Raw genomic sequence first — 18,439 nt, 5'->3', positions numbered from 1 at the left:
CTTCGCCGGCCCGCAACCCGGTGCCGTAGGCGAGCGACAACGCTGTCTGATGCTTTAAATTACCGGTTGCCGCAATCAGTCGCCGGACCTCGTCGGGGCTGAGGATAACCGGCAGTACGCGCGGCACGCGCACCGGCTGCATCCGAGCCATCAATTCCGGCTTCTGAAGCGTAATGTCGAAGAAGAACTTCAGGCCGGTGATTGCCGCATTGAGAGAGATAGGCGATGTTCCGCGATCGACCAGATACAACTGGTAGTTTCGCAGGTCTTCGACCGTCGCGGTGTCGGGCGAGCGTTTGAGATAACGAGCGAATTCACGCACGATGCGCAGATAGTTCGCCTGAGTCCTCGGAGAAAGCTGGCGCATGCGCATGTCATCTGTCATACGCTGACGCAGAGGGCTGATGCCCGGTTGAATGGAGGTCATGATGCGGCTCCGTTGAAGAACGGGGCGGATTGCCCCGACCTTCAACATACGGAATCGCACCATCCACCTCTCAATACCCGCCAAGTCGAACCGCAGCCCCTACCGCGTGAGCGGTTTCCTTCTCCCGACCCGTTGCAGCCGCTGGACCGTAGCCATTTGAACGGCTGCTTCCGAGGCTTGAACGGTCGCCCGCGACAATGCCACTCGCACCGAACCGCGAAGCTGTCGCTAGACGGAACGCGAAGCTCTTCAAAAGGGCAACGCCTACCTCGGTCGATGGCCCCTATCGCCGCCGACCGTAGAGAACGTCCTGAAGTCGTCACGGAGGACTTTAACCGGCGAAATTGTGCCTGTCATCACCTTCCGGGTTGCGATCGAAACGATCCTTTGGTGATTGACGTGCAACGCTTTGTTGTCCCCTTCTACTGAGCCATCCGAACCAAAAAAGTCGATCAAGCACTCGTGTGTGACTTGAATTCGAAACGTCTTGTTGACAATTCGCTGCTTGAAGAAGATATCTCCATCCAAGCGCAGCACAGGTAGTTGAGGTGGTGCAGTCATGAAGGAACGTCCTTTATAGCCATGCGAACTACTGAAGCACTTACCCGCGAGGTTCACTGGTATGCGCCGCACCGCTGCTGCGACAAGTCAACGTCTATAGAGCCGAGCGCGCCGACGTGCGTAGGCTGAACCGCGGCTGTACGCGTCTTCTTCGGTAGGGAACATAACTGCGCTGTCGTGGCGAGCCTCGGTGATTTGGGTCCTGTCAGGTCTATGTCGACAACGGTGAAGGCGAAGCCGCCAGCAACCAGCGGGTGTACCACGACGTGGTACTCATGATTTCCAACCTTAATCAAGCGCGACATGGCGAATTCCATCGGTAGCGAAACACAACGAGGTAATCATTGTGCGCACTTTCTGGGCCACGAAAAGACAGTTTAAGAAGCCCGCTGCTCTGTCGACGTCGAATGACTGGTAAATAGGCACATGTGAGCGAAAACGACTCGCGAGCACGTGCATGGCGGCTTTCCGGCCCGACTATGCCGATAATTAGACATTCGGACAGCGAAGCGGTGGGGAGAAACCGTGACAAGGAGACATTTCGATTCTCAGCGACCGAGAATTGGCGAACTTCGAAGAGGTTATTCAGACTGGCGCTCGTCCGCTGATATCTCCTGGCGAGCGTCGCCTCCTGGCCCGACAAGCGCACGCTCGCCGGCCGGCTATCAAACCTCCGTCTGTTCAGCCATCTCGAGCGCATCGTCCACTTCGATCCCGAGGTATCGCACGGTGCTCTCAATTTTTGTGTGGCCCAAAAGCAACTGGACAGCGCGCAGATTCTTGGTGCGTCGATAGATCAACGACGCTTTCGTACGACGCATGGTGTGCGTACCATAAGCACTGTCATCGAGTCCGATCGACGCGATCCAACGATGAACGATGCGCGCATACTGGCGCGTCGATACATGTGCCGAAGCATGCAGCCGACTCGGAAACAAATAATCGGCAGGCTTCAATCCCCGCGTTGATATCCAGGCAGAGACGCTTTGACGAGTCTGCTCCGTGATCTCAAACTGCACTGGTCTATGCGTCTTTGCTGCATGAAAGTCGCGCGAGCTAGGACATGACCTCCGACGAAGACGTCCTGCACTTGCAGTCGCGTCAGATCGCACGCTTGAAGCTTGCTGTCGATTGCCAAGTTGAACAGCGCCAACTCGCGAGTGTTGGACGACATCTGGAGCCTCGTCCGAATCGCCCAGATCTCACGGAGCTTCAATGGCGGCTTCTGACCGGTCAGCCTTCCCTTGTTCTAAGGCACCCAGTGTGCGTTGGAGGAATTAAGCGTTTCCATGAAAACCTCCTCTTCAATGAAGGAAGATCGATTCTGCGCTTTCGGATATGGTCAAGGTGCGTCCCAGATCGGCCGGTCAGCAGATTGCAGTCAGTGAGTCGGATTTCCGACCCGCAACGGGCACTTAGCCTTCTCCAAAGCGGCCGCTGGAAAGACCTCAATGCTTTGGACAGTCTCACGCGTCGCGCCACAACGCTCAGCTCCGCGCAACAGACCGTTCGCTTCAAACTGCACATTGCAGCGCGACGCATCTTATCCGTATATTACCGCGCCGGCTTAGTGTCGGAGGGGCGTGGCCCGGTCATTCCTGGTCGCAGTGCACCTTGAAGTGCGTTAGCACGGCGGCCCCGAATGCATTGCTGATTGCGACATCGGCGGCATCGCGCCCGTATGCCATCAAAACACGTCCAATACGCGGCGCGTTGTTTCGCGGATCGAACGTCTGCCAGCTACCGCCCACGTAAGCTTCAAACCATCCCGCAAAATCCATCGGCGCGGTAACGGGCGGCAAGCCGACATCGCTGATATAGCCCGTACAATAGCGCGCCGGAATATTCATCGCCCGGCATAGGGTGACGCCCAGGTGGGCGAAATCACGGCAGACGCCCTTGCGTTCGCGGTACACGTCCCACGCAGTTTTAGTCGGTCGCGCATGCCCATAATCAAATTCGATGTGTTGGTGCACGTAGTCGCAGATTGCCAGAACAGTGTCGCGACCCGGCGTGCACTGACCGAAAATTTGCCACGCGATCTCGACCAGTAGATCGGTCTCGCAATAGCGGCTGCCCAATAGAAAAGTCAGCGTATCGTCGGGCAACTGCTCGACCGGATGCGCCCACCCCTCGATGGGCCGCGTCTCCATGGAATCTGACACATTCAGCAGCGCTGTGGTGCTCAATGCCACACGTCCGACAGGTGCCACGATCCGACTGCATAGGTTGCCGAACAAATCGCGATATTGCCTTACCGGCAGCGGCGGATCGGTGACGAGGACATCCGCCACAACGACATCTTTGGCGTGCGAAAAATGCGTGTTCAGCATCAGCATCACCGGCGTGGGCTGCAGGCACTCGTACCACAGTTCGTATCCGACGCGAAGTCTCATGGATCCCGGATCCTCCGTAGTTCGCTGATTGCAGGTGCCGTTGGGCCTGGTATTCGGAGATGCAATGCGGCACAAGGCAACAAGGGATGCTTCCCACTACCGGGCTCATGCTCTTGGCAAAAGATAGTTGCCTACTGTCGTTGCTGAGCGGAATCTTGAAAGGGCGCTTTCTTGCCGGTTCAAAATCGGGGCCGACCGATGTTCATTTCCGTACGCGGGTGATCGTCAACCTGACCTTACCCCCGAAACCGGCTAGGCGCCGTCCATTAACACTTACTGAGCGTAGTGGGTCGGGAAACAGACATGCAGTCAATCGGCGGGACCGAGTAACACGTCGATTGCTGCTTGGCCGGCAATTTCGGCCACCAGATAGGCCCAACGCTCAGTAAAAGGTCCGTTGCGCAACGGGATGCGGCCTCCCCGCGCACCGAGCACTTCGAGGTTCGTGGCGCCCCTTATCTGAACGGTCACATCAAAGGTGTTCTCGTCGGCAGCCGAAGTCAGTTCGATCTGAATCTCGAAGTCGCGGTATGCGATCGTTCGGTGCATGAAAGCCTCCCTTTCGTCTTCGGAGACTAACATGAGTCAGCATCGGACGGTCTACGCAACCTTTGGGATAGGTTCTCATGCATGCGCCACCACGGGTAATCAAATATGTACGTACCGGAACCTTCAGGACCGCAACGACCGATTTCGTGAATGCTTCTAGTCCTATACCGGTGCGTTAGCGCATTTGTTGAAGGACCTCGAAGCCGTCGAGGAACGGCCGGCAACCAGTGCAGACCGACGGCACGGCGCAGTGTGCCGTAAGCGGGGCGCGGGCCGCTCGCATCATCTGAAGCGTGTTGCAAGCCACTCTTGCGCCCACTTGGTCGCAAATTCGACGGCATCTGCGCGAAGGTCGAAGCCCCCGAGGTCACCGCTAATAAACACGTCGGTCGGGCTGCCATCCGCGGCGTGACCGCTGATGCGTGCGTGCGCCATGTACTCGCCGTCTGCCCTTCGGGGCGTCGGGTCAATGCGAAAGCTCGTCGGACTCGTTTGCATGATCTTCAACTGTTCTATCGACCGGTTCGAAAGGCGGGCGCGCTTGGGCCGTTGCATTCTGCTGGGTCGCTGCATCCCGCACGCGATGGTTCGTCTGCTTGCCGAAGAACGCGCGGCTTCTTGGGCAAGTGTCGATCACTTCCTCTGCATACGCCGTGCAGGCGCGCCGTGCATCGCCCGAGCTCTGATACCCGCTTTGTGCGGGCAGCCTGAACACGCAACTGCGCGACTGACCGGTTTCCGCTTCCGGCTCTTTGATGCGCACGGCGGCATCGAAACCGTCCCCATAGTTGTGACCGTGACCGCACAAGGTCGGTTGGCGTGGAAAAACGAGCGGATAGATTTCCAGCCCCCGATATAAGCGAAAATTGACTGCCATGAGTGAGCCCTCGCGCCGTTCAGGCGCCAAAATATGACTGTGTGAGAAGTAGTTTCGGTAGTACTGACAGATCGACCGCGTTGCACGGTCCCGAATGACGGACTTCGGTAAGATAGTCGAAGCACTGCTGGAAGCCAAAGTGGCATCGCTGTCCAGTCGGCACGTCCCATGCTACCCGCTTCGGAGACTTTGTACAGCTAACTTTGATAGGCGCAACCTGGGCTGATGTCAGAAGGAAGCGCGCTCTGCTAGCAATTGACGGGCTATACTTAAGCATTCTCCGTAAGTCCGAAGAGACGCCTGTCTCTACCAATGGAGCGCCTATGTACCGCATCATTCCATTCCGCGGCTTCGAGATCCACGTCAGCCTGGCGATGTCAGCCGAAGATCCGTATGACGTCACGTTTCAGCTCAAAGGCGGCTCCAATCTTGGCGTGCTTGGTCGCGCCGGCCACAGCATTCAGATTCATAACGGTCCCTTTACTCATCGCTTAGCTTATTTCAATGCAGAGAGCGCCGGGCAGGCGGCAGTCGATACGTTTCTCGATGCGCAGCACGAGGCTTGACAAGCCGGCTTTGCATGGGCTTTACCGTCGCCGCTCAATCCTATTGGTCATGCATCCAATTATCTCGACGATCTCGCCCTCGGAGCTTCATACGTTGCATAGACCTCTCAATGAACGCTAACCTTGTCGAACTGTTCGTAAGCCCGAATGGCGATAGGTGGCTGTTGGTTGCCGCAGCCAACGATCATCTCGTCGTTCGGCACGTTCCCAGCACCGCTTCAGGGGGGCGCTCATCAGATTTGTCCCTGTCGGCCTTTCTTTCCGCCGACGACGCAACGCCGCAGCAAGATGCGCTGCTTCGACTGATCAGCCGACTTGTCTTGCCGCTCGTAAGCGCCGGCTCAACTGTACCGGTACAGGTTCCCGCACTGCATCGACCGACTGCGGATAACTTGCTTCTCACGGCGGCCCGTGTGAGAACCTTCGCCAGCGCACAGCATCTTACCAATGCAAGCGGCTTCTTCTTTGCCCGTGACCAGCGCCTCTTTCTCGTCACAAGCCGTCATGTAGTCAACGACGAACCTAGCAAGCACTTTCCCGATCGCCTCGAAATCGAGCTTCACGTCGATCTAAATAACCTAGGCGCGTCGACGTGGTTTTCGATGCCATTGTTTTCGGAAGGCCTCGCAATGTGGCGTGAAGGCTCGGACGACGGCGGCACGATCGATGTCGCGGTGCTGGAAATGCACAAAGCAAGGCTGCCATCAAGTGCCGTCTTCGAAGCTTTCACGCCTGAACATCTGCCGAAGTCAGGGGATGTCATGCCGATAGGCGCCTCGGTTCTCATTGTAGGATTCCCGCTCGGCTTTCACGACTCGCTCCACCATCTGCCCGTCGTGAGACAAGGCGTCGTTGCATCGGCTTTCGGTCTCCGCTTTCAGGGTAAGGGATGCTTCATTACGGATGCGCGAACGCATCGAGGGACAAGCGGCGCACCTGTGGTGATGAGCAAGCCGTTGAGGGAACAGTCAGCGACGGGTGAGAGATTGCCATGGACGCTTCTTGGCGTTCACTCATCCACCATTGACATGGGCGATCGCGACCTCCAGGTCGACGAGACGCTCGGCCTCAACAGCGCATGGTACGCGGACATTCTGATGACGCTCACGGAACATTGAGGCAATCGTTTCTTCCGGCGCCGGTAGCTACCTTCCAACAAAAGCTGCTCGAGCGGTTCGGCTCGCCATGACGACGGACGAAAAAACTCACCGGCCTTCCGAGGCAGCGCCGCTTCGAAAAGCTGCAGGGGGGCCGAGATAGCGCCGTCAGAGGCTTGCGGAATGGGCACGGGTTCACCATGTCGGCATCCGCGCGCCAGGGCTTGCATTCGTGGTGGTCCTTCAGCTGTCACCGGATCAAACCATGCCAGGCGCCCGACGTACTCGGCAAATTGCCTGCTTATCAATTGGGCACATCACCGAATCGGTTGCGATCGACAAGGATACGATCTACGCGATTCCGCTTGGCAAAATGCTGTCGTTAATCGACGACCACGTTCGTCTGAAAGATCCCGAACCGCCCGGCTATCCGCCAACCTCGATCGATTTCCTTATGAGCTTCCGGCATAGTGAATGTTGTTCTACGGTCTCCACTCGCTGACGGAACTCACCCTGTCTGAACGCAAACGGAGGGTGAAACGGACGCACGCCCCGTCGAGATGGCATGCCGCAGCCCGAGCCTCCTTCCTTTCTTAAGCGGTGCCGCCAGCCGACGTCGGCAACTGTCAAGCAACGACGGAAACTATCTCTGGGAATAGCCCTCTCGCCACAACGTGGCACCGACGGCCACCAAAATTTGGGCGTCGCCTTCCTCTAGACGATCCCAGGCCGACGCCAGCCACTGCGCCAGTCCGTTGCACGCGTCATTCAACGTGACGTAGTCTCTTCCCTCAACGTTGAACTGCTCAAAGGTAGCAAGTACGTTTTCTTCTGTCGCCATGTCAATCCCCAGGGTGGGTCCCCACACGACAAGCATAGCCGCGAGTTGCTTGAAATATACTAGACTGTCCGCGCGCACTTCTCACACGCCTTCGTTACAGGATCTGCTGCACGGCCTATCACGGATGCAGTCCGGTTGTGGCGACTGCCACGGGGCGCGAGCCCGAGCGACGCACATGACGTCGATTTCGCCGGCCGTCAACTGCCGTCCTGGGTCGCACGCGCCGGCGAAACGTAGATTGGCTTCGAAAAAAGCGTCTCACCGCCCATCGATCGATCGAGTACACCGATCGCTCGGTTGAGCAGGCCGATCTCGGCGCCCATGCTACGCGCTTCACGCATATAGAAGTTCACGGCATCGAGTCCGTCAATGGTGCTGGCATCGCCTAGCGGTTGCCCCGGCCACCGAGCGAGAAGTACTGAATCGACCTCGGGCCCGCAGCTGTCCCTACGCGACAAAGTGCACCCGGTGCCAATGTGGACCACTTCGCTCCGAGCACGATCTGCGTGGAACTGCGGAAGTGTCGAAAGAAACTCCAGTAGAGGATACATTTGCCCTCCAGGGCGTGTGCCTGCGATAGGTTGGGGATGATCCAGCGCGTTGCAACGGCGGATATACCGATCATGCAGTCGCCAGGAGTACAGACTTTTTCAACGCGACGATATTGCCCGCTTTGCAGGAGTCGCTCTGCTTTACTCCGTTGCGAAGGCCGAAAGGCAATCGTTGATGAGGTCGCAGACTGCCGCGGACCCGCTCATAGCCACGCTTCCTTGACCGCTAGCGATGACATGTGGGTTCTCGCCGGCTCTGTTCAGCCGCTGAAACGGTTGCCTATATCGACTTAGAGCAGACCGCCGTAGCACTGCGCGTCACCTTGCCGTCTAACAGCTATGATCGGACACTCGATTCACCGGTAGTCGACCCCGTGTTTTCGGGAAAAAATGACTGGCAGGACGAGCTGACTATATTGTCTGACGCATCGGACAGAGATGTGCCGTTAGATCGCGCCGATGTGATCGCGGCCCGTCGCGCAGCGCGGGTGTCGACTGTACCGACAGCAAAAGGGCCGGAAAACCGGCCCTTGAACTGCGTTACAGCGGCGAGATATTCGCGGCTTGCATGCCTTTCGGGCCGCGCTTTGTCTCGTAGCTTACTTTCTGATTTTCTGCGAGCGTCTTGAAGCCGTCGCCTTGAACTTCCGAGAAGTGAGCAAAGAGATCGTCCCCACCAGCATCAGGGGTGATGAAACCAAAGCCCTTGCTATCGTTGAACCACTTAACTGTACCGGTATCCATGAGAATTCCTTGAAAAAATAAGAGCTCGCGAGCGGAGCGACAAAAACTTCAAGGAAGAAGAGAGGACAGCGAGTACCGCGCCGACGACGCGAGTAATGGTGATCAGCAATCGAGCTTCTTGAATATTTCGTTGTTCACAATATAGTGCCGGCGTGGCTTTGTCAAAGCTTTTCGGGCCGGCTCCCAGTTGAACTGCGGCGGGGTAATTGCGCCCTAATGACGAAGCGATTACCGATCGGCCCTTGACATGCGGAAACCGGCCGTGAGCCGTTGCAGCCCCAAGCCGAAACGCGCACGCACGTGCCGGCGCGGCAATCGTCCTCCCGAACGCATGATGGTTTTAAACTCGGACGGTTGACGAGTTGACCGCTCAACACTTTGGGCCGTTTAGGCGTCTTCTAGCGGTCTTCATGCGAACCCCAAGTTCGCGTTCCCATGTTTCCCGCCGAATGCTGTCGTTGCTGTTCTCGTTAGCCAGATACAAGACGAGCCATCCACCAAGGCCAACACAGTAACCGTCATCACTATCATCGAAGCACCTTTCAGTAGTTGCCGCGCCGGCGTCGCACGGCCACACGCATGAGAGCCACGCGACCAGCAGGCCTCTCAGCAACGCCAAGTCAAAACATGACGCGAGGCACCTACCAATGCCCGTCCGCAGCTTTAGTCTCGCTTGTTTCGGTGCCATTCCACAAAGCCAGGCAGATGGCTCGCATTTAGACAATAGGACCGCTAGGACGGCGACTGCGGCACGCAAGTCCACGTCGGTCGTGTTCCACACGAACATTTAGATGGCGCCTAATGCTTCTCGCCGCCGCTCCTTGAACAGAACACGCTCGATGCCGCGGTAGTGCGAAACGTCACAGTCCGCTAGGCTGGTCATCGCCTAGGCGCTCGGCGGTAGCGTACTTATTTTATTGCTCCCCTCACGAACCCTTTGACACCGGCGACGGTTCGAAGCGTCCGCACCGTTTCGCGCGATTTTTCCTTCGAGCGATTAGCGCCCATTTCTTCGATCAAGTGCGTAAAGCCTCGAAGCCCACGGTGCACGGGACCTTTTTCATTCGCGTTCATCAAACATCCTTGAGCATACACATAGATCATTATGCGCCCCCGGTACGAGGGGCGCGGGATTATTGCGGCAATGTCCGAGACGACGCCTGTCACGGCGGGTCAGAAGGCGCCACGCGCTTCGTCGCCCTGGCGTCGTGCCGGTCGAGACATGAATGACACGAGACACGAATGCCCTCAAGCCCTCACGCGCTGGAAAATATCGGCGTTCTCGAGACAACATCCCGGACAGGTGTTGCTCGCGGTAAATCAGCGTCCGATATGCTCCGTCTCGTATTGCGCAGGCTAGGCGCGAGTGTGAATGCGGCGGTCTGACGGGTCCGGCCCTAGGCATGGTCACCAATGAAGCGGAGTAACCGCACGAAGGTAAACGCTGCACTACTGACCAACCAGTTCCGAAGCGTTGCGCCGTAATTCTGCATCAGCCAAGTCGAACCCAATGGGCAGGGTTTCCGCATTTGACGGTGAAGCACGCCAGCGCGACGGATCAATACGTTGGCTTTATTAAGTTCTGGATCGACCCTTGCGTTTTACGATCGGGACGCAACTAGGATGACCCTCATCGCGGAATTGATAGTGCCACGTTTGGAGCACGCGCTAACTCGCTCCGCAGAAGATCACTTAGGCTCGCCGTCTTGATCGCACTTGCCCGAGATCCATACGAATAAAGATAGAAGCTTATGGCGGATGGCAAAGAAACGTTGGAGCGCTGGCGTGACAGCATGAACGAAACGATCACAATCGGTGTTGGCGTGTCGACGCGGACTAAACCGATTCGCTCGTCGGAGAGGGCTTCTCGAACCGCGCCGATCTGCCGCCCTGCATTCCCGCGTCGCCTCTATCGTTGAGCGCTGTGATTTGGCAGGTCCGAGAGAGAACCAGTCATTCGAACGGCGTCGATGAGGCGAGATTGACCGGCCGCAACTGGCCGTTATCACTCGTCTAAACTCAAGGAGATAGCGAACGACCTGGGCATCAACGTCGAAAACTGTCCGGTTCGAATGCCTTGGTTCAAGCCAGTAGTCGAGCGTTATATTGGGGAAGCTTGCCGACAACTTCCGCCGCAAGGACGACCAAGGCCTGCTGGACGAAATGCCGATCCGATCGACCCTAATGTGACGGCGTGTGTAACCTTCAATGACCTTTGTGAAGGAATTCTACGATGGGTCGTCGACGTTCATCCGTTCCAGATACATTGTCAGAAGCTTTCCCGCCCCATCGACCTCTTCCTTGAAGGTTTGGAGAAGTGCCCAGCTCCGTCATTCATAGACAATTACAGCAGTTTAAACGTCATTGCAGGTATCAGTAGGGAGGTCACAGTGCGTCAGAACGGAGTCTGGCTATCTTACATAACCTATACCAATGACGCACTATTCGAATTACGTAACGAAATCAACGTTAATTTCAAAACAACGGTCAAATTCGATCCCCACGATCTCGGAGAAATATACGTCTTACATCCGAAAGGAATCTAAGCCCGTGAGCCCTGGAACAAAGGCAAGTTGGTCGGTCAAAAGCCGCCGCTGAAGCCGAAGGACGTCTGGGCAATCCGGATTCACCTCCAAAACATGCACGCGGTTCGGGACTTAGCGCTGTTCAATCTTGCGATCGACAGCAAACTGCGTGGCTGCGACCTCGTCAACCTACGTGTGCGCGATGTAACCCACGGCAATCAGATTCTGCCGCGTGCGATGATAATGCAACGCAAGACCAAGCGGCCAGTGCAATTCGAGGTCACCGAGCCCGCACGGGTTGCGGTCGCTGCATGGATCGAAAAGGCCAAGCTGCGGTCCGACGAATACCTGTTCCCGAGCCGCTTTTCCGGTTCGCCGCATATCTCAACGCGGCAGTACGCCCGGAAGGTACATCAATGGGTCGCCGCAATCGGCCTTGATCCGGCTACCTACGGCGCACATTCGATGCGGCGGACAAAAGCGACGTTGATCTACAAGCGAACGAAGAACCTGAGAGCGGTTCAACTTCTGCTTGGGCATAGCAAACTAGAGAGCACCGTTCGATACCTCGGTATAGAGGTCGACGATGCGCTTGAGATCTCCGAGCAAACTGAGATCTAAGAGGTCCCGCGGCCGTGCGACAGTCTGTTGGTCGCTGCGGCCGCCTCGCGCTTTTAGCGCGCCGCTCCTCTCGGCCACGAGCCGCCGGTCGAGGCACCGTCCAATTTGAATAGCCGAGGTCTTGTCTGCCCCCGCTCAATAACCGGTTTCCGGCGAGCAAAATGCCGGTGGCACTGCCTCAAGCCGGCCATTAGGAGCCATTCGCCGGCAGTTGCTGACCGCACTTGCGATGTCTGCTTTTCGTCGCTGAACGGCCACGTACCGCAATGTGCGTGTGGTTGCGCTTTATTTTTTCCGCCTAAAACCTGTTTCCTTGCAAGCCGGCCTGAAGTGTCGCGAAGATCTGCAAGGCGGTGCAGTCGAAGTGCAGCGGCGTCACACGAAATGCGCGTCGACACAACGGCGGCCGTTTCGCTAATGGGCGCCGCTTACGCGCGGTGTCCCCGCGCACGCTTTAAGGTCGCTAAACGTGTGACTGAGCGCGATCCAAGGCAGGCCGGGCAGCAGGCCCGTCATCGCTGCACCGACGCTGCCCGAGAACAGTCTCCACGCCCAGGTTCGCGCCGCGATTGATGCTCGACAAAGCGAGCGTGGGTGGCGCGGCCTTCATCAGACGTGCGCCTGCCTGTGACCTTCACTCATAGGATCGCAAGACGCCTTCTTCCCTCGGTTTCGTTTGCTTAAAGTGAAACCACTGCAGCAGCTTTGCTTCTGTCTCGCTGCTGCAAGCACAGTTACTTCGCCACTTTAGTCAACGACAACCTTGGGAAGAAATCATGAAACCGCTCTTCAATGCTGTTGCAGTCGCCGCCGCCCTTGCCATCCCCGCAGCATCGTTCGCTCAGTCGAATGATCAAGTCAGCCGTGCGCAGGTTCGCCATGAGCTGGTACAAATCCAGAAGGCTGGATACCGTGCTGGCCAAGGCGATCAGGCGTTCTATCCGGCGCAAATCAAGGCCGCCACTGCACGTGTGGCTGCGAAGGAAAAGTCCGCGAGCGGCTTTGGCGGTGTAAGCAGCGGTTCGTCGGCCAGTGGCGCACCGGCGACCCACGGCGTCCGGTCTCTGTATTCAGGCCGTTGATTCAACCCCGCGAACGATGTCACGACCAAACGAACGGACCGTGACGCGCCATAAGCGATTGCCGAGGCGAAGCACTGACTACATAGCCGTGTCGTCATGACAGCGTTGCCGGCAATTCACAACTCAAATTCACAACTCACGTATCACGCAACGGGAGAACGACATGAAAGTACTGATGGTTTTGACCTCGCACGATCAATTGGGCAACACGGGCCGCAAGACCGGCTTCTGGCTGGAAGAACTCGCGGCGCCTTACTACACGTTCAAGGACGCGGGCGCCGAGATCGTGCTGGCCTCGCCGCAGGGCGGTCAGCCGCCGCTCGATCCGAAGAGCAACGAGCCGGCCAATCAGACCGACCAGACACACCGCTTTGAAAACGACGCTGCGGCCAAAGCGCAACTCGCGGCAACCGTGCGCCTCGACAGCATCTCGCAGGTGGACTTCGACACTGTGTTCTATCCCGGCGGCCATGGCCCGTTGTGGGATCTGGCCGAAGACCCGCATTCGATCGCGCTGATCCAGTCGTTCATCGCCGCCGGCAAACCCGTTGCGCTCGTGTGTCATGCACCGGGCGTACTGCGCCACGTCACCACGGCGGACGGCAAGCCGCTGGTCGAAGGCAAGAAGGTGACGGGCTTCGCGAATTCGGAAGAAGACGCGGTCGGCCTGACCGAGATCGTGCCGTTCCTCGTTGAAGACGAACTCAAGGCCAAGGGCGGCATTTATTCGAAGACCGTCGACTGGGCTCCGTATGTAGTCACCGACGGACTGCTCATCACCGGACAAAACCCGGCTTCGTCGTCCTCCGCTGCCGCCATTCTGATGCAGCACCCGGCGCTTGCCGCCCAATAAAAGCCGCCTGTCTGCCGACGCGCGTTGCCTTCGGGCAAGCGCGCGACGTTTTCACCAGAGAGCCAGTTAGCTGATTGCGCAGGATCGCCATGATCGCGCGCAGCCGGCTCGATCAGCCCGTCGCAATGCGCGACCTGGGTCCATTCGGGAGCGAAAAGAACATGGAATATCCTTCACTCTTCACGTCGCTCAAGCTCGGGCGGCACATCTTGCGCAACCGTATCGTGCTGCCGCCGCTGACGCGCCAGAGAGCGGCCCAGCCGGGCGACATACCGACCGCATCGAGCGCGCTTTATTACCGCCAGCGCGCCGGCGCCGGCTTCATAATCAGCGAGGGAACGCAGATAGAACCGCGCGGTCAGGGCTACGCGTGGACACCCGGCATCTACAGCGACGAACAGGTCGAAGGCTGGGCTCGCGTGACCGACGCAATACACGCTGAAGGCGGCGTGATCTTCGCGCAGCTGTGGCATGTGGGCCGCGTCTCGCATACCGCCTTGCAGCCCCACGGCGCAGCGCCGGTTGCGCCTTCGCCGATCGCGGCACAGAAGGTCAAGGCGTTCATCGGGACCGGTCCCGGCACCGGCGCGCTGGTCGAACCATCGGTGCCACGCGAGCTGAGCGTCGCCGAGGTCCGCGAGTTGGTCGGCCTCTACGCAAAGGCTGCGCAGAACGCGCTGCGTGCGGGCTTCGATGGTGTCGAGATTCACGCGGCCAATGGCTACCTCGTGAATCAGTTCATCTCGGCACACTCGAACAAACGTGAGGACGAGTACGGCGGCTCGCTGCACAACCGCTTGCGCTTTCTGCGCGAAATCGTCAGGGCGGTCGCCGCGGTGGTCGGGCCTGAACGGCTAGGGGTGCGCTTCACGCCGTTGTTCACGAGCACCGATCAGGAGCGCGTGTACATCGGCCTCGTCGAAGACGATCCTCATCACACGTATATCGAGGCAATCAAGGTGCTCGAAGCTGCCGGTGCGGCCTACGTGTCGATAGCGGAAGCCGACTGGAATAACGCCCCTGATCTGCCGGCGGCGTTTCGCGAGGAAGTCCGCCGGGTGTTTAGCGGCCGCATCATCTATGCGGGTCGCTACACGGCCGAGCGCGGAGCACGCCTGATCGAAGCGAACCTTGCGGACCTGATTGCGTTCGGCCGCCCGTACATCGCGAACCCGGATCTACCCGAGCGCATCGCGAACGGCTGGCCGCTTAATGCCGTGAATCCGGCAACGTTGTATGGCGGCGGGGACGAAGGGCTTACGGACTATCCGGCCTACGCGGAATCATTATCGGTTCAGGCAGACGAGGTGATCGCATGAGCAAGGAAATCGAAGCGAGCCATCGCCTGTGCGATCGAGCAGCCTAACGACGTCGACATCAACGAGATCGTGCTTCGTCCCACGAGCCAGGCGTTCTGAGCGAACGCTGACTCACTCTTTCCAGCGGCAGGGCCACGCGGAAGACATTGTGCGGGGCCACCACCAAATGCGGCGCTTCATACGAGGGCGGTTTCGACGCCTTCGTATGAAGCGCCGCTTGTCGTCGTGGCACAACTTGGACATTTTGCCGTGATAGTGTTCGCATTCCCGGTCGAGCCAGGCATGCGCGGGCCGTCAGTTGGCTGGTCGTAGCTGCCTCGCGAGATGCCCGGCACGTCCGCTCGCCCGCCTGCTCATTCGCCGTTAACCGAGACACTATGTCCAGAAGACCCTCTGCCGAGCAGCGACGCGAACTTGGTGCCTTCCTTTCAAGCCGCCGCGGCCGCCTGCAACCTGTCGAATTTGGCCTGCCCGACGGCCCCCGCCGTACGCCCGGCCTGCGCCGCGAAGAGGTGGCCGTCCTCGCGGGCGTCAGCGTCAGTTGGTACACCTGGCTCGAACAGGGCCGCGACATTCAACCGTCCGCCGATGCGCTGCGCAGAATCTCGCGCGTGCTCAAGCTCGACGCCGTCGAATCGGCTCATCTGTTCGCGCTTTCATCGCGTGAGCTTTCGCAGATAGCAACCGGCAGCGGCGGCGTCACCGAAGGCCTCGAACGACTGGTTCGCTCGATCAACTTTCCGGCCTATGTCCGCAACACGCGGCTCGACATTCTTGCGTGGAACGATGCCATTGCCGACCTGTTCGTCGACTATGGATCGCTGGAGCCGCACGAGCGTAATACCCTGCGCCTGCTGTTTCTCTACAAACCCTATCGCACGCTGATTCTCGACTGGGAGCAGATGACACGCGGCATGATCTCCGCGTTTCGCGCCGCGCGCGCGCAGGCGCCGGATAAGGCGCCCTTCGATAGCCTCATCGACGAGCTGACGGAACTGAGCCCGGAGTTCAGCGACTGGTGGCAGGACACCGAAGTCAAAGGTTTCGATGAAGGCGACAAACGGCTCCGTCATCCAGCTGGCGGCCACATCGAATTCACTTACGTTGCGTTGACGCCCACCGGCAGACCGGACCTCTCGCTCGTGACTTACATTCCTCGACACTCTGCCAGTGAGTCCGACTCATAGGATCACAAGACGCCTTCTTGACCCGCCCCGGTTTGCATAGAGTGACACCACTGCAGCAACGTTCCCGCTGCTCGTCACTCCACTTAATCGAGGCAAAGATGTCGAACCTGAACCTTCCTACCGCCATCGGCGCAACGTCGCGCAATCCCGCAACTGGCGAGTTCATCGCGCACTATCCGTTTCAGACCGCCGACGAAGTCGAGCGCATACTGGAGGACAACGCCGCGGCCTACCGGCTGTGGCGAGCGACGCCCATGGCTGTGCGCGTGGAAACTTACCGCCGCTTGGCCGCGACGTTGCGCGAGCGCTCGGAAGCGTTGGCCGCGCTGATTACTCAAGAGATGGGCAAGACGCTCGCCGCCTCACGCGCCGAAGTTGCTAAGTGCGCCAGCGCGATTGACTGGATCGCAGAGCATGGTCCCGCTTTTCTCGCCGACGAGCCGGCGCCCGTCGAAGGCGACGATCAGGTCCATGTTTCCTATCTGCCGATCGGTTCCATCCTCGCCGTGATGCCGTGGAATTTCCCGTTGTGGCAGGTGATTCGGGCATCGGGACCAATCATGCTCTCGGGTAACGGCTTCATCCTCAAGCATGCAGCCAATGTGATGGGCTCGGCGTACGCCTTGCAGGACGCTTATGAAGCCGCCGGCTTTCCAGTCGGACTCTTCGCCAACCTAAATGCCGATAATGAGACCGTGGCCCACGTGATCGAAGATCCGCGCGTTGCCGCCGTCACGCTGACTGGCAGCATGCGGGCTGGGTCGGCCGTCGCATGCACGGCGGGCCGCGCGTTGAAGAAGACGCTGCTGGAACTCGGCGGCGCCGACGCCTTCATCGTATTGGCCGATGCGAACATCGACCTGGCCGTGAAAGCGGCCATCGAGGCTCGCTTTCAAAACGCCGGTCAAGTTTGTCTCGCGGCCAAGCGGTTCATTGTCGAGCGGCCCGTTGCAGAAGAGTTCACGCGCAAGTTCGTGGCCGCCGCGCGTCAGGTCGTGGCGGGCGATCCGCACGATCCGGCAACCACCATCGGGCCGATGGCGCGCGCCGACTTGCGCGACGAACTTCACGGCCAGGTGCAACGCACAATCGAGGCAGGTGCGACGCTGCTGCTCGGAGGTAGCAAGGTGGAAGGCGCCGGCAATTACTACGAGCCGACCGTGCTCGCGGATGTCGTCCCCGGCATGGCTGCTTTCGACGAAGAAACCTTTGGCCCGGTCGCCGCAATCACGGTTGCCGACGACGCCGAGCACGCTATCGAACTCGCCAACACGAGCGACTACGGTCTCGGCGGCAGCCTGTGGACGAGCGACGTCGCCCGTGCGCAGCGAATTGCGCGCCGGCTTGAAACGGGCGGCGTCTTTATCAACGGCTTCTCCGCTTCGAATCCGCGCATTCCGGTGGGCGGGGTTAAGAAGAGCGGATACGGCCGTGAACTGTCGCACTTCGGTCTGCGCGAGTTCACCAACGCTCAGGCGGTGTGGGCCAAAACCGTCGATTGATCCGACGTTCCCAAAAGCGGCGATCACCTCGCGTATCGTTAAGGCATCCAAAACATTTCGTCCGGCTTTCGCATGATCCGTACGCTAACGGCTCTCAGCGGCATCCTGCAAGCTGAACCATTGCAACCAATTGTCCAATCAACGTTAACTTCTCGAGTCGAAAAATGAAAACCATCAACAACATTCGCCGTTTTGCCGCAGCCTTGACCATTGGCGTCAGCGCATTCGCCACGCAGTTCGCCGAAGCGGCACCTGTCAAGAACATCGTCCTGGTTCACGGCTATTTCGCCGACGGCTCGGGCTGGCAAGCCGTGTCGAAGATCCTCGCGCGGGACGGCTATAAAGTCTCGGTGGTTCAGGAGCCGGAGACGTCGTTCAAGGAAGACGTCGCCGCGACTACGCGTATCGTCGATGCGCAGGACGGCCCGGCAATCCTCGTCGGCCATAGTTATGGCGGAGCGGTGATTACCGAGGCGGGCAACAATTCTCGCGTAGCGGGCCTCGTCTACATCGCCGCTTTCCAACCGGACGCTGGCGAAAGCCTCAAGGACCTGACGACGAAAATGCCGGCCGCGACAAATGCCATCAAGGCAACCGGCGATGGCCACCTCTACTTCGACGCAGAGCACTTCAGAGCCGACTTCGCTGCTGATGTAGCCGCCGCGGAGGCGGCATTCATGGCGAGTTCCCAAGTCATGCCGGCGCATGAATCGTTCACCGCGCCGGTGAGCCAGCCGGCAT

Annotated in this window: 18 protein-coding genes and 2 pseudogenes; 10 read left to right on the top strand and 10 right to left on the bottom strand. The window is 58.8% G+C overall.

Annotated features, from left to right (window positions below; genetic code table 11):
- From BG57_RS29130 to BG57_RS29095, 6 genes and pseudogenes are all read right to left on the bottom strand, one after another.
- Positions 1-427: tyrosine-type recombinase/integrase (locus tag BG57_RS29130; RefSeq protein ID WP_035970494.1), on the bottom strand; the 427-nt coding region annotated here is incomplete at its 3' end.
- Positions 428-1,653: 1,226 nt separating this feature from the next.
- Positions 1,654-2,225: pseudogene (locus BG57_RS29115) on the bottom strand (tyrosine-type recombinase/integrase).
- A 355-nt stretch (positions 2,226-2,580) separates the two neighbouring features.
- Positions 2,581-3,384 (bottom strand): transglutaminase-like domain-containing protein, encoded by an 804-nt coding sequence (locus BG57_RS29110; protein ID WP_035970475.1) that lies wholly within the window; start codon positions 3,382-3,384, stop codon positions 2,581-2,583.
- A gap of 309 nt (positions 3,385-3,693) precedes the next feature.
- Complete coding sequence (locus BG57_RS29105; protein WP_035970492.1) at positions 3,694-3,933, bottom strand: hypothetical protein; 240 nt, start codon at positions 3,931-3,933, stop codon at positions 3,694-3,696.
- A 282-nt stretch (positions 3,934-4,215) separates the two neighbouring features.
- Entirely contained in the window at positions 4,216-4,431 is a 216-nt protein-coding gene (locus BG57_RS34015; RefSeq protein WP_035970473.1) for a hypothetical protein, read from the bottom strand.
- Positions 4,400-4,948 carry a hypothetical protein gene (locus BG57_RS29095; RefSeq protein WP_229753887.1) on the bottom strand — a complete coding sequence of 183 codons (549 nt, stop codon included), beginning with the start codon at positions 4,946-4,948 and terminating at the stop codon, positions 4,400-4,402. The genes BG57_RS34015 and BG57_RS29095 overlap by 32 nt, the downstream gene beginning before the upstream one ends.
- 185 nt (positions 4,949-5,133) lie before the next feature.
- On the opposite strand from BG57_RS29095, the gene BG57_RS29090 reads away from it, so the two are divergent.
- Together BG57_RS29090 and BG57_RS29085 are read left to right on the top strand one after the other, a co-directional pair.
- On the top strand, positions 5,134-5,376 hold the full coding sequence (locus BG57_RS29090; protein WP_035970467.1) for a hypothetical protein: 243 nt from the start codon (positions 5,134-5,136) through the stop codon (positions 5,374-5,376).
- A gap of 110 nt (positions 5,377-5,486) precedes the next feature.
- The gene (locus BG57_RS29085) at positions 5,487-6,494 is read left to right on the top strand and encodes a trypsin-like peptidase domain-containing protein (protein ID WP_308743624.1); all 1,008 of its coding nucleotides are present in this window, start codon (positions 5,487-5,489) and stop codon (positions 6,492-6,494) included.
- Between the two features lie 622 nt (positions 6,495-7,116).
- On the opposite strand, the gene BG57_RS29080 is transcribed toward BG57_RS29085, so the two are convergent.
- The 3 genes from BG57_RS29080 to BG57_RS29070 form a co-directional block, all read right to left on the bottom strand.
- A complete protein-coding gene (locus BG57_RS29080) occupies positions 7,117-7,314 on the bottom strand; it encodes a hypothetical protein (RefSeq protein WP_033537232.1) in 198 nt (65 codons plus the stop codon).
- Between the two features lie 197 nt (positions 7,315-7,511).
- The gene (locus BG57_RS33195) at positions 7,512-7,667 is read right to left on the bottom strand and encodes a hypothetical protein (protein WP_160174769.1); all 156 of its coding nucleotides are present in this window, start codon (positions 7,665-7,667) and stop codon (positions 7,512-7,514) included.
- Between the two features lie 738 nt (positions 7,668-8,405).
- Positions 8,406-8,609, bottom strand: coding sequence for a cold-shock protein (locus BG57_RS29070; RefSeq protein WP_008345092.1), 204 nt, complete (start codon positions 8,607-8,609; stop codon positions 8,406-8,408).
- Positions 8,610-10,681: 2,072 nt separating this feature from the next.
- Here BG57_RS29070 and BG57_RS34400 point away from each other — a divergent pair.
- Positions 10,682-11,155, top strand: coding sequence for a Mu transposase C-terminal domain-containing protein (locus BG57_RS34400; protein WP_152562744.1), 474 nt, complete (start codon positions 10,682-10,684; stop codon positions 11,153-11,155).
- A 27-nt stretch (positions 11,156-11,182) separates the two neighbouring features.
- A complete protein-coding gene (locus tag BG57_RS29065) occupies positions 11,183-11,755 on the top strand; it encodes a tyrosine-type recombinase/integrase (protein ID WP_052006076.1) in 573 nt (190 codons plus the stop codon).
- A 418-nt stretch (positions 11,756-12,173) separates the two neighbouring features.
- Here the strand turns inward: BG57_RS29065 and BG57_RS34010 are convergent.
- A pseudogene (locus BG57_RS34010) lies at positions 12,174-12,368 on the bottom strand (5'/3'-nucleotidase SurE); the annotation flags it as partial.
- Between the two features lie 163 nt (positions 12,369-12,531).
- On the opposite strand from BG57_RS34010, the gene BG57_RS32095 reads away from it, so the two are divergent.
- The 6 genes from BG57_RS32095 to BG57_RS29035 all read left to right on the top strand — a co-directional run.
- Entirely contained in the window at positions 12,532-12,837 is a 306-nt protein-coding gene (locus tag BG57_RS32095; protein WP_075583242.1) for a DUF4148 domain-containing protein, read from the top strand.
- Between the two features lie 163 nt (positions 12,838-13,000).
- Positions 13,001-13,690 carry a type 1 glutamine amidotransferase domain-containing protein gene (locus BG57_RS29055; protein WP_035970458.1) on the top strand — a complete coding sequence of 230 codons (690 nt, stop codon included), beginning with the start codon at positions 13,001-13,003 and terminating at the stop codon, positions 13,688-13,690.
- 161 nt (positions 13,691-13,851) lie between these two features.
- Entirely contained in the window at positions 13,852-15,009 is a 1,158-nt protein-coding gene (locus BG57_RS29050; RefSeq protein WP_035970482.1) for an alkene reductase, read from the top strand.
- 377 nt (positions 15,010-15,386) lie between these two features.
- Positions 15,387-16,196 (top strand): helix-turn-helix transcriptional regulator, encoded by an 810-nt coding sequence (locus BG57_RS29045; protein WP_035970456.1) that lies wholly within the window; start codon positions 15,387-15,389, stop codon positions 16,194-16,196.
- A 98-nt stretch (positions 16,197-16,294) separates the two neighbouring features.
- Complete coding sequence (locus tag BG57_RS29040) at positions 16,295-17,698, top strand: NAD-dependent succinate-semialdehyde dehydrogenase (RefSeq protein WP_035970454.1); 1,404 nt, start codon at positions 16,295-16,297, stop codon at positions 17,696-17,698.
- A 164-nt stretch (positions 17,699-17,862) separates the two neighbouring features.
- Positions 17,863-18,439 (top strand): alpha/beta fold hydrolase (locus tag BG57_RS29035; RefSeq protein WP_035970452.1); only part of this gene is annotated, 577 nt, incomplete at its 3' end.

Source organism: Caballeronia grimmiae (assembly GCF_000698555.1).
GTDB lineage: Bacteria > Pseudomonadota > Gammaproteobacteria > Burkholderiales > Burkholderiaceae > Caballeronia > Caballeronia grimmiae.
This window is presented reverse-complemented; position numbering and strand designations above follow the sequence as displayed.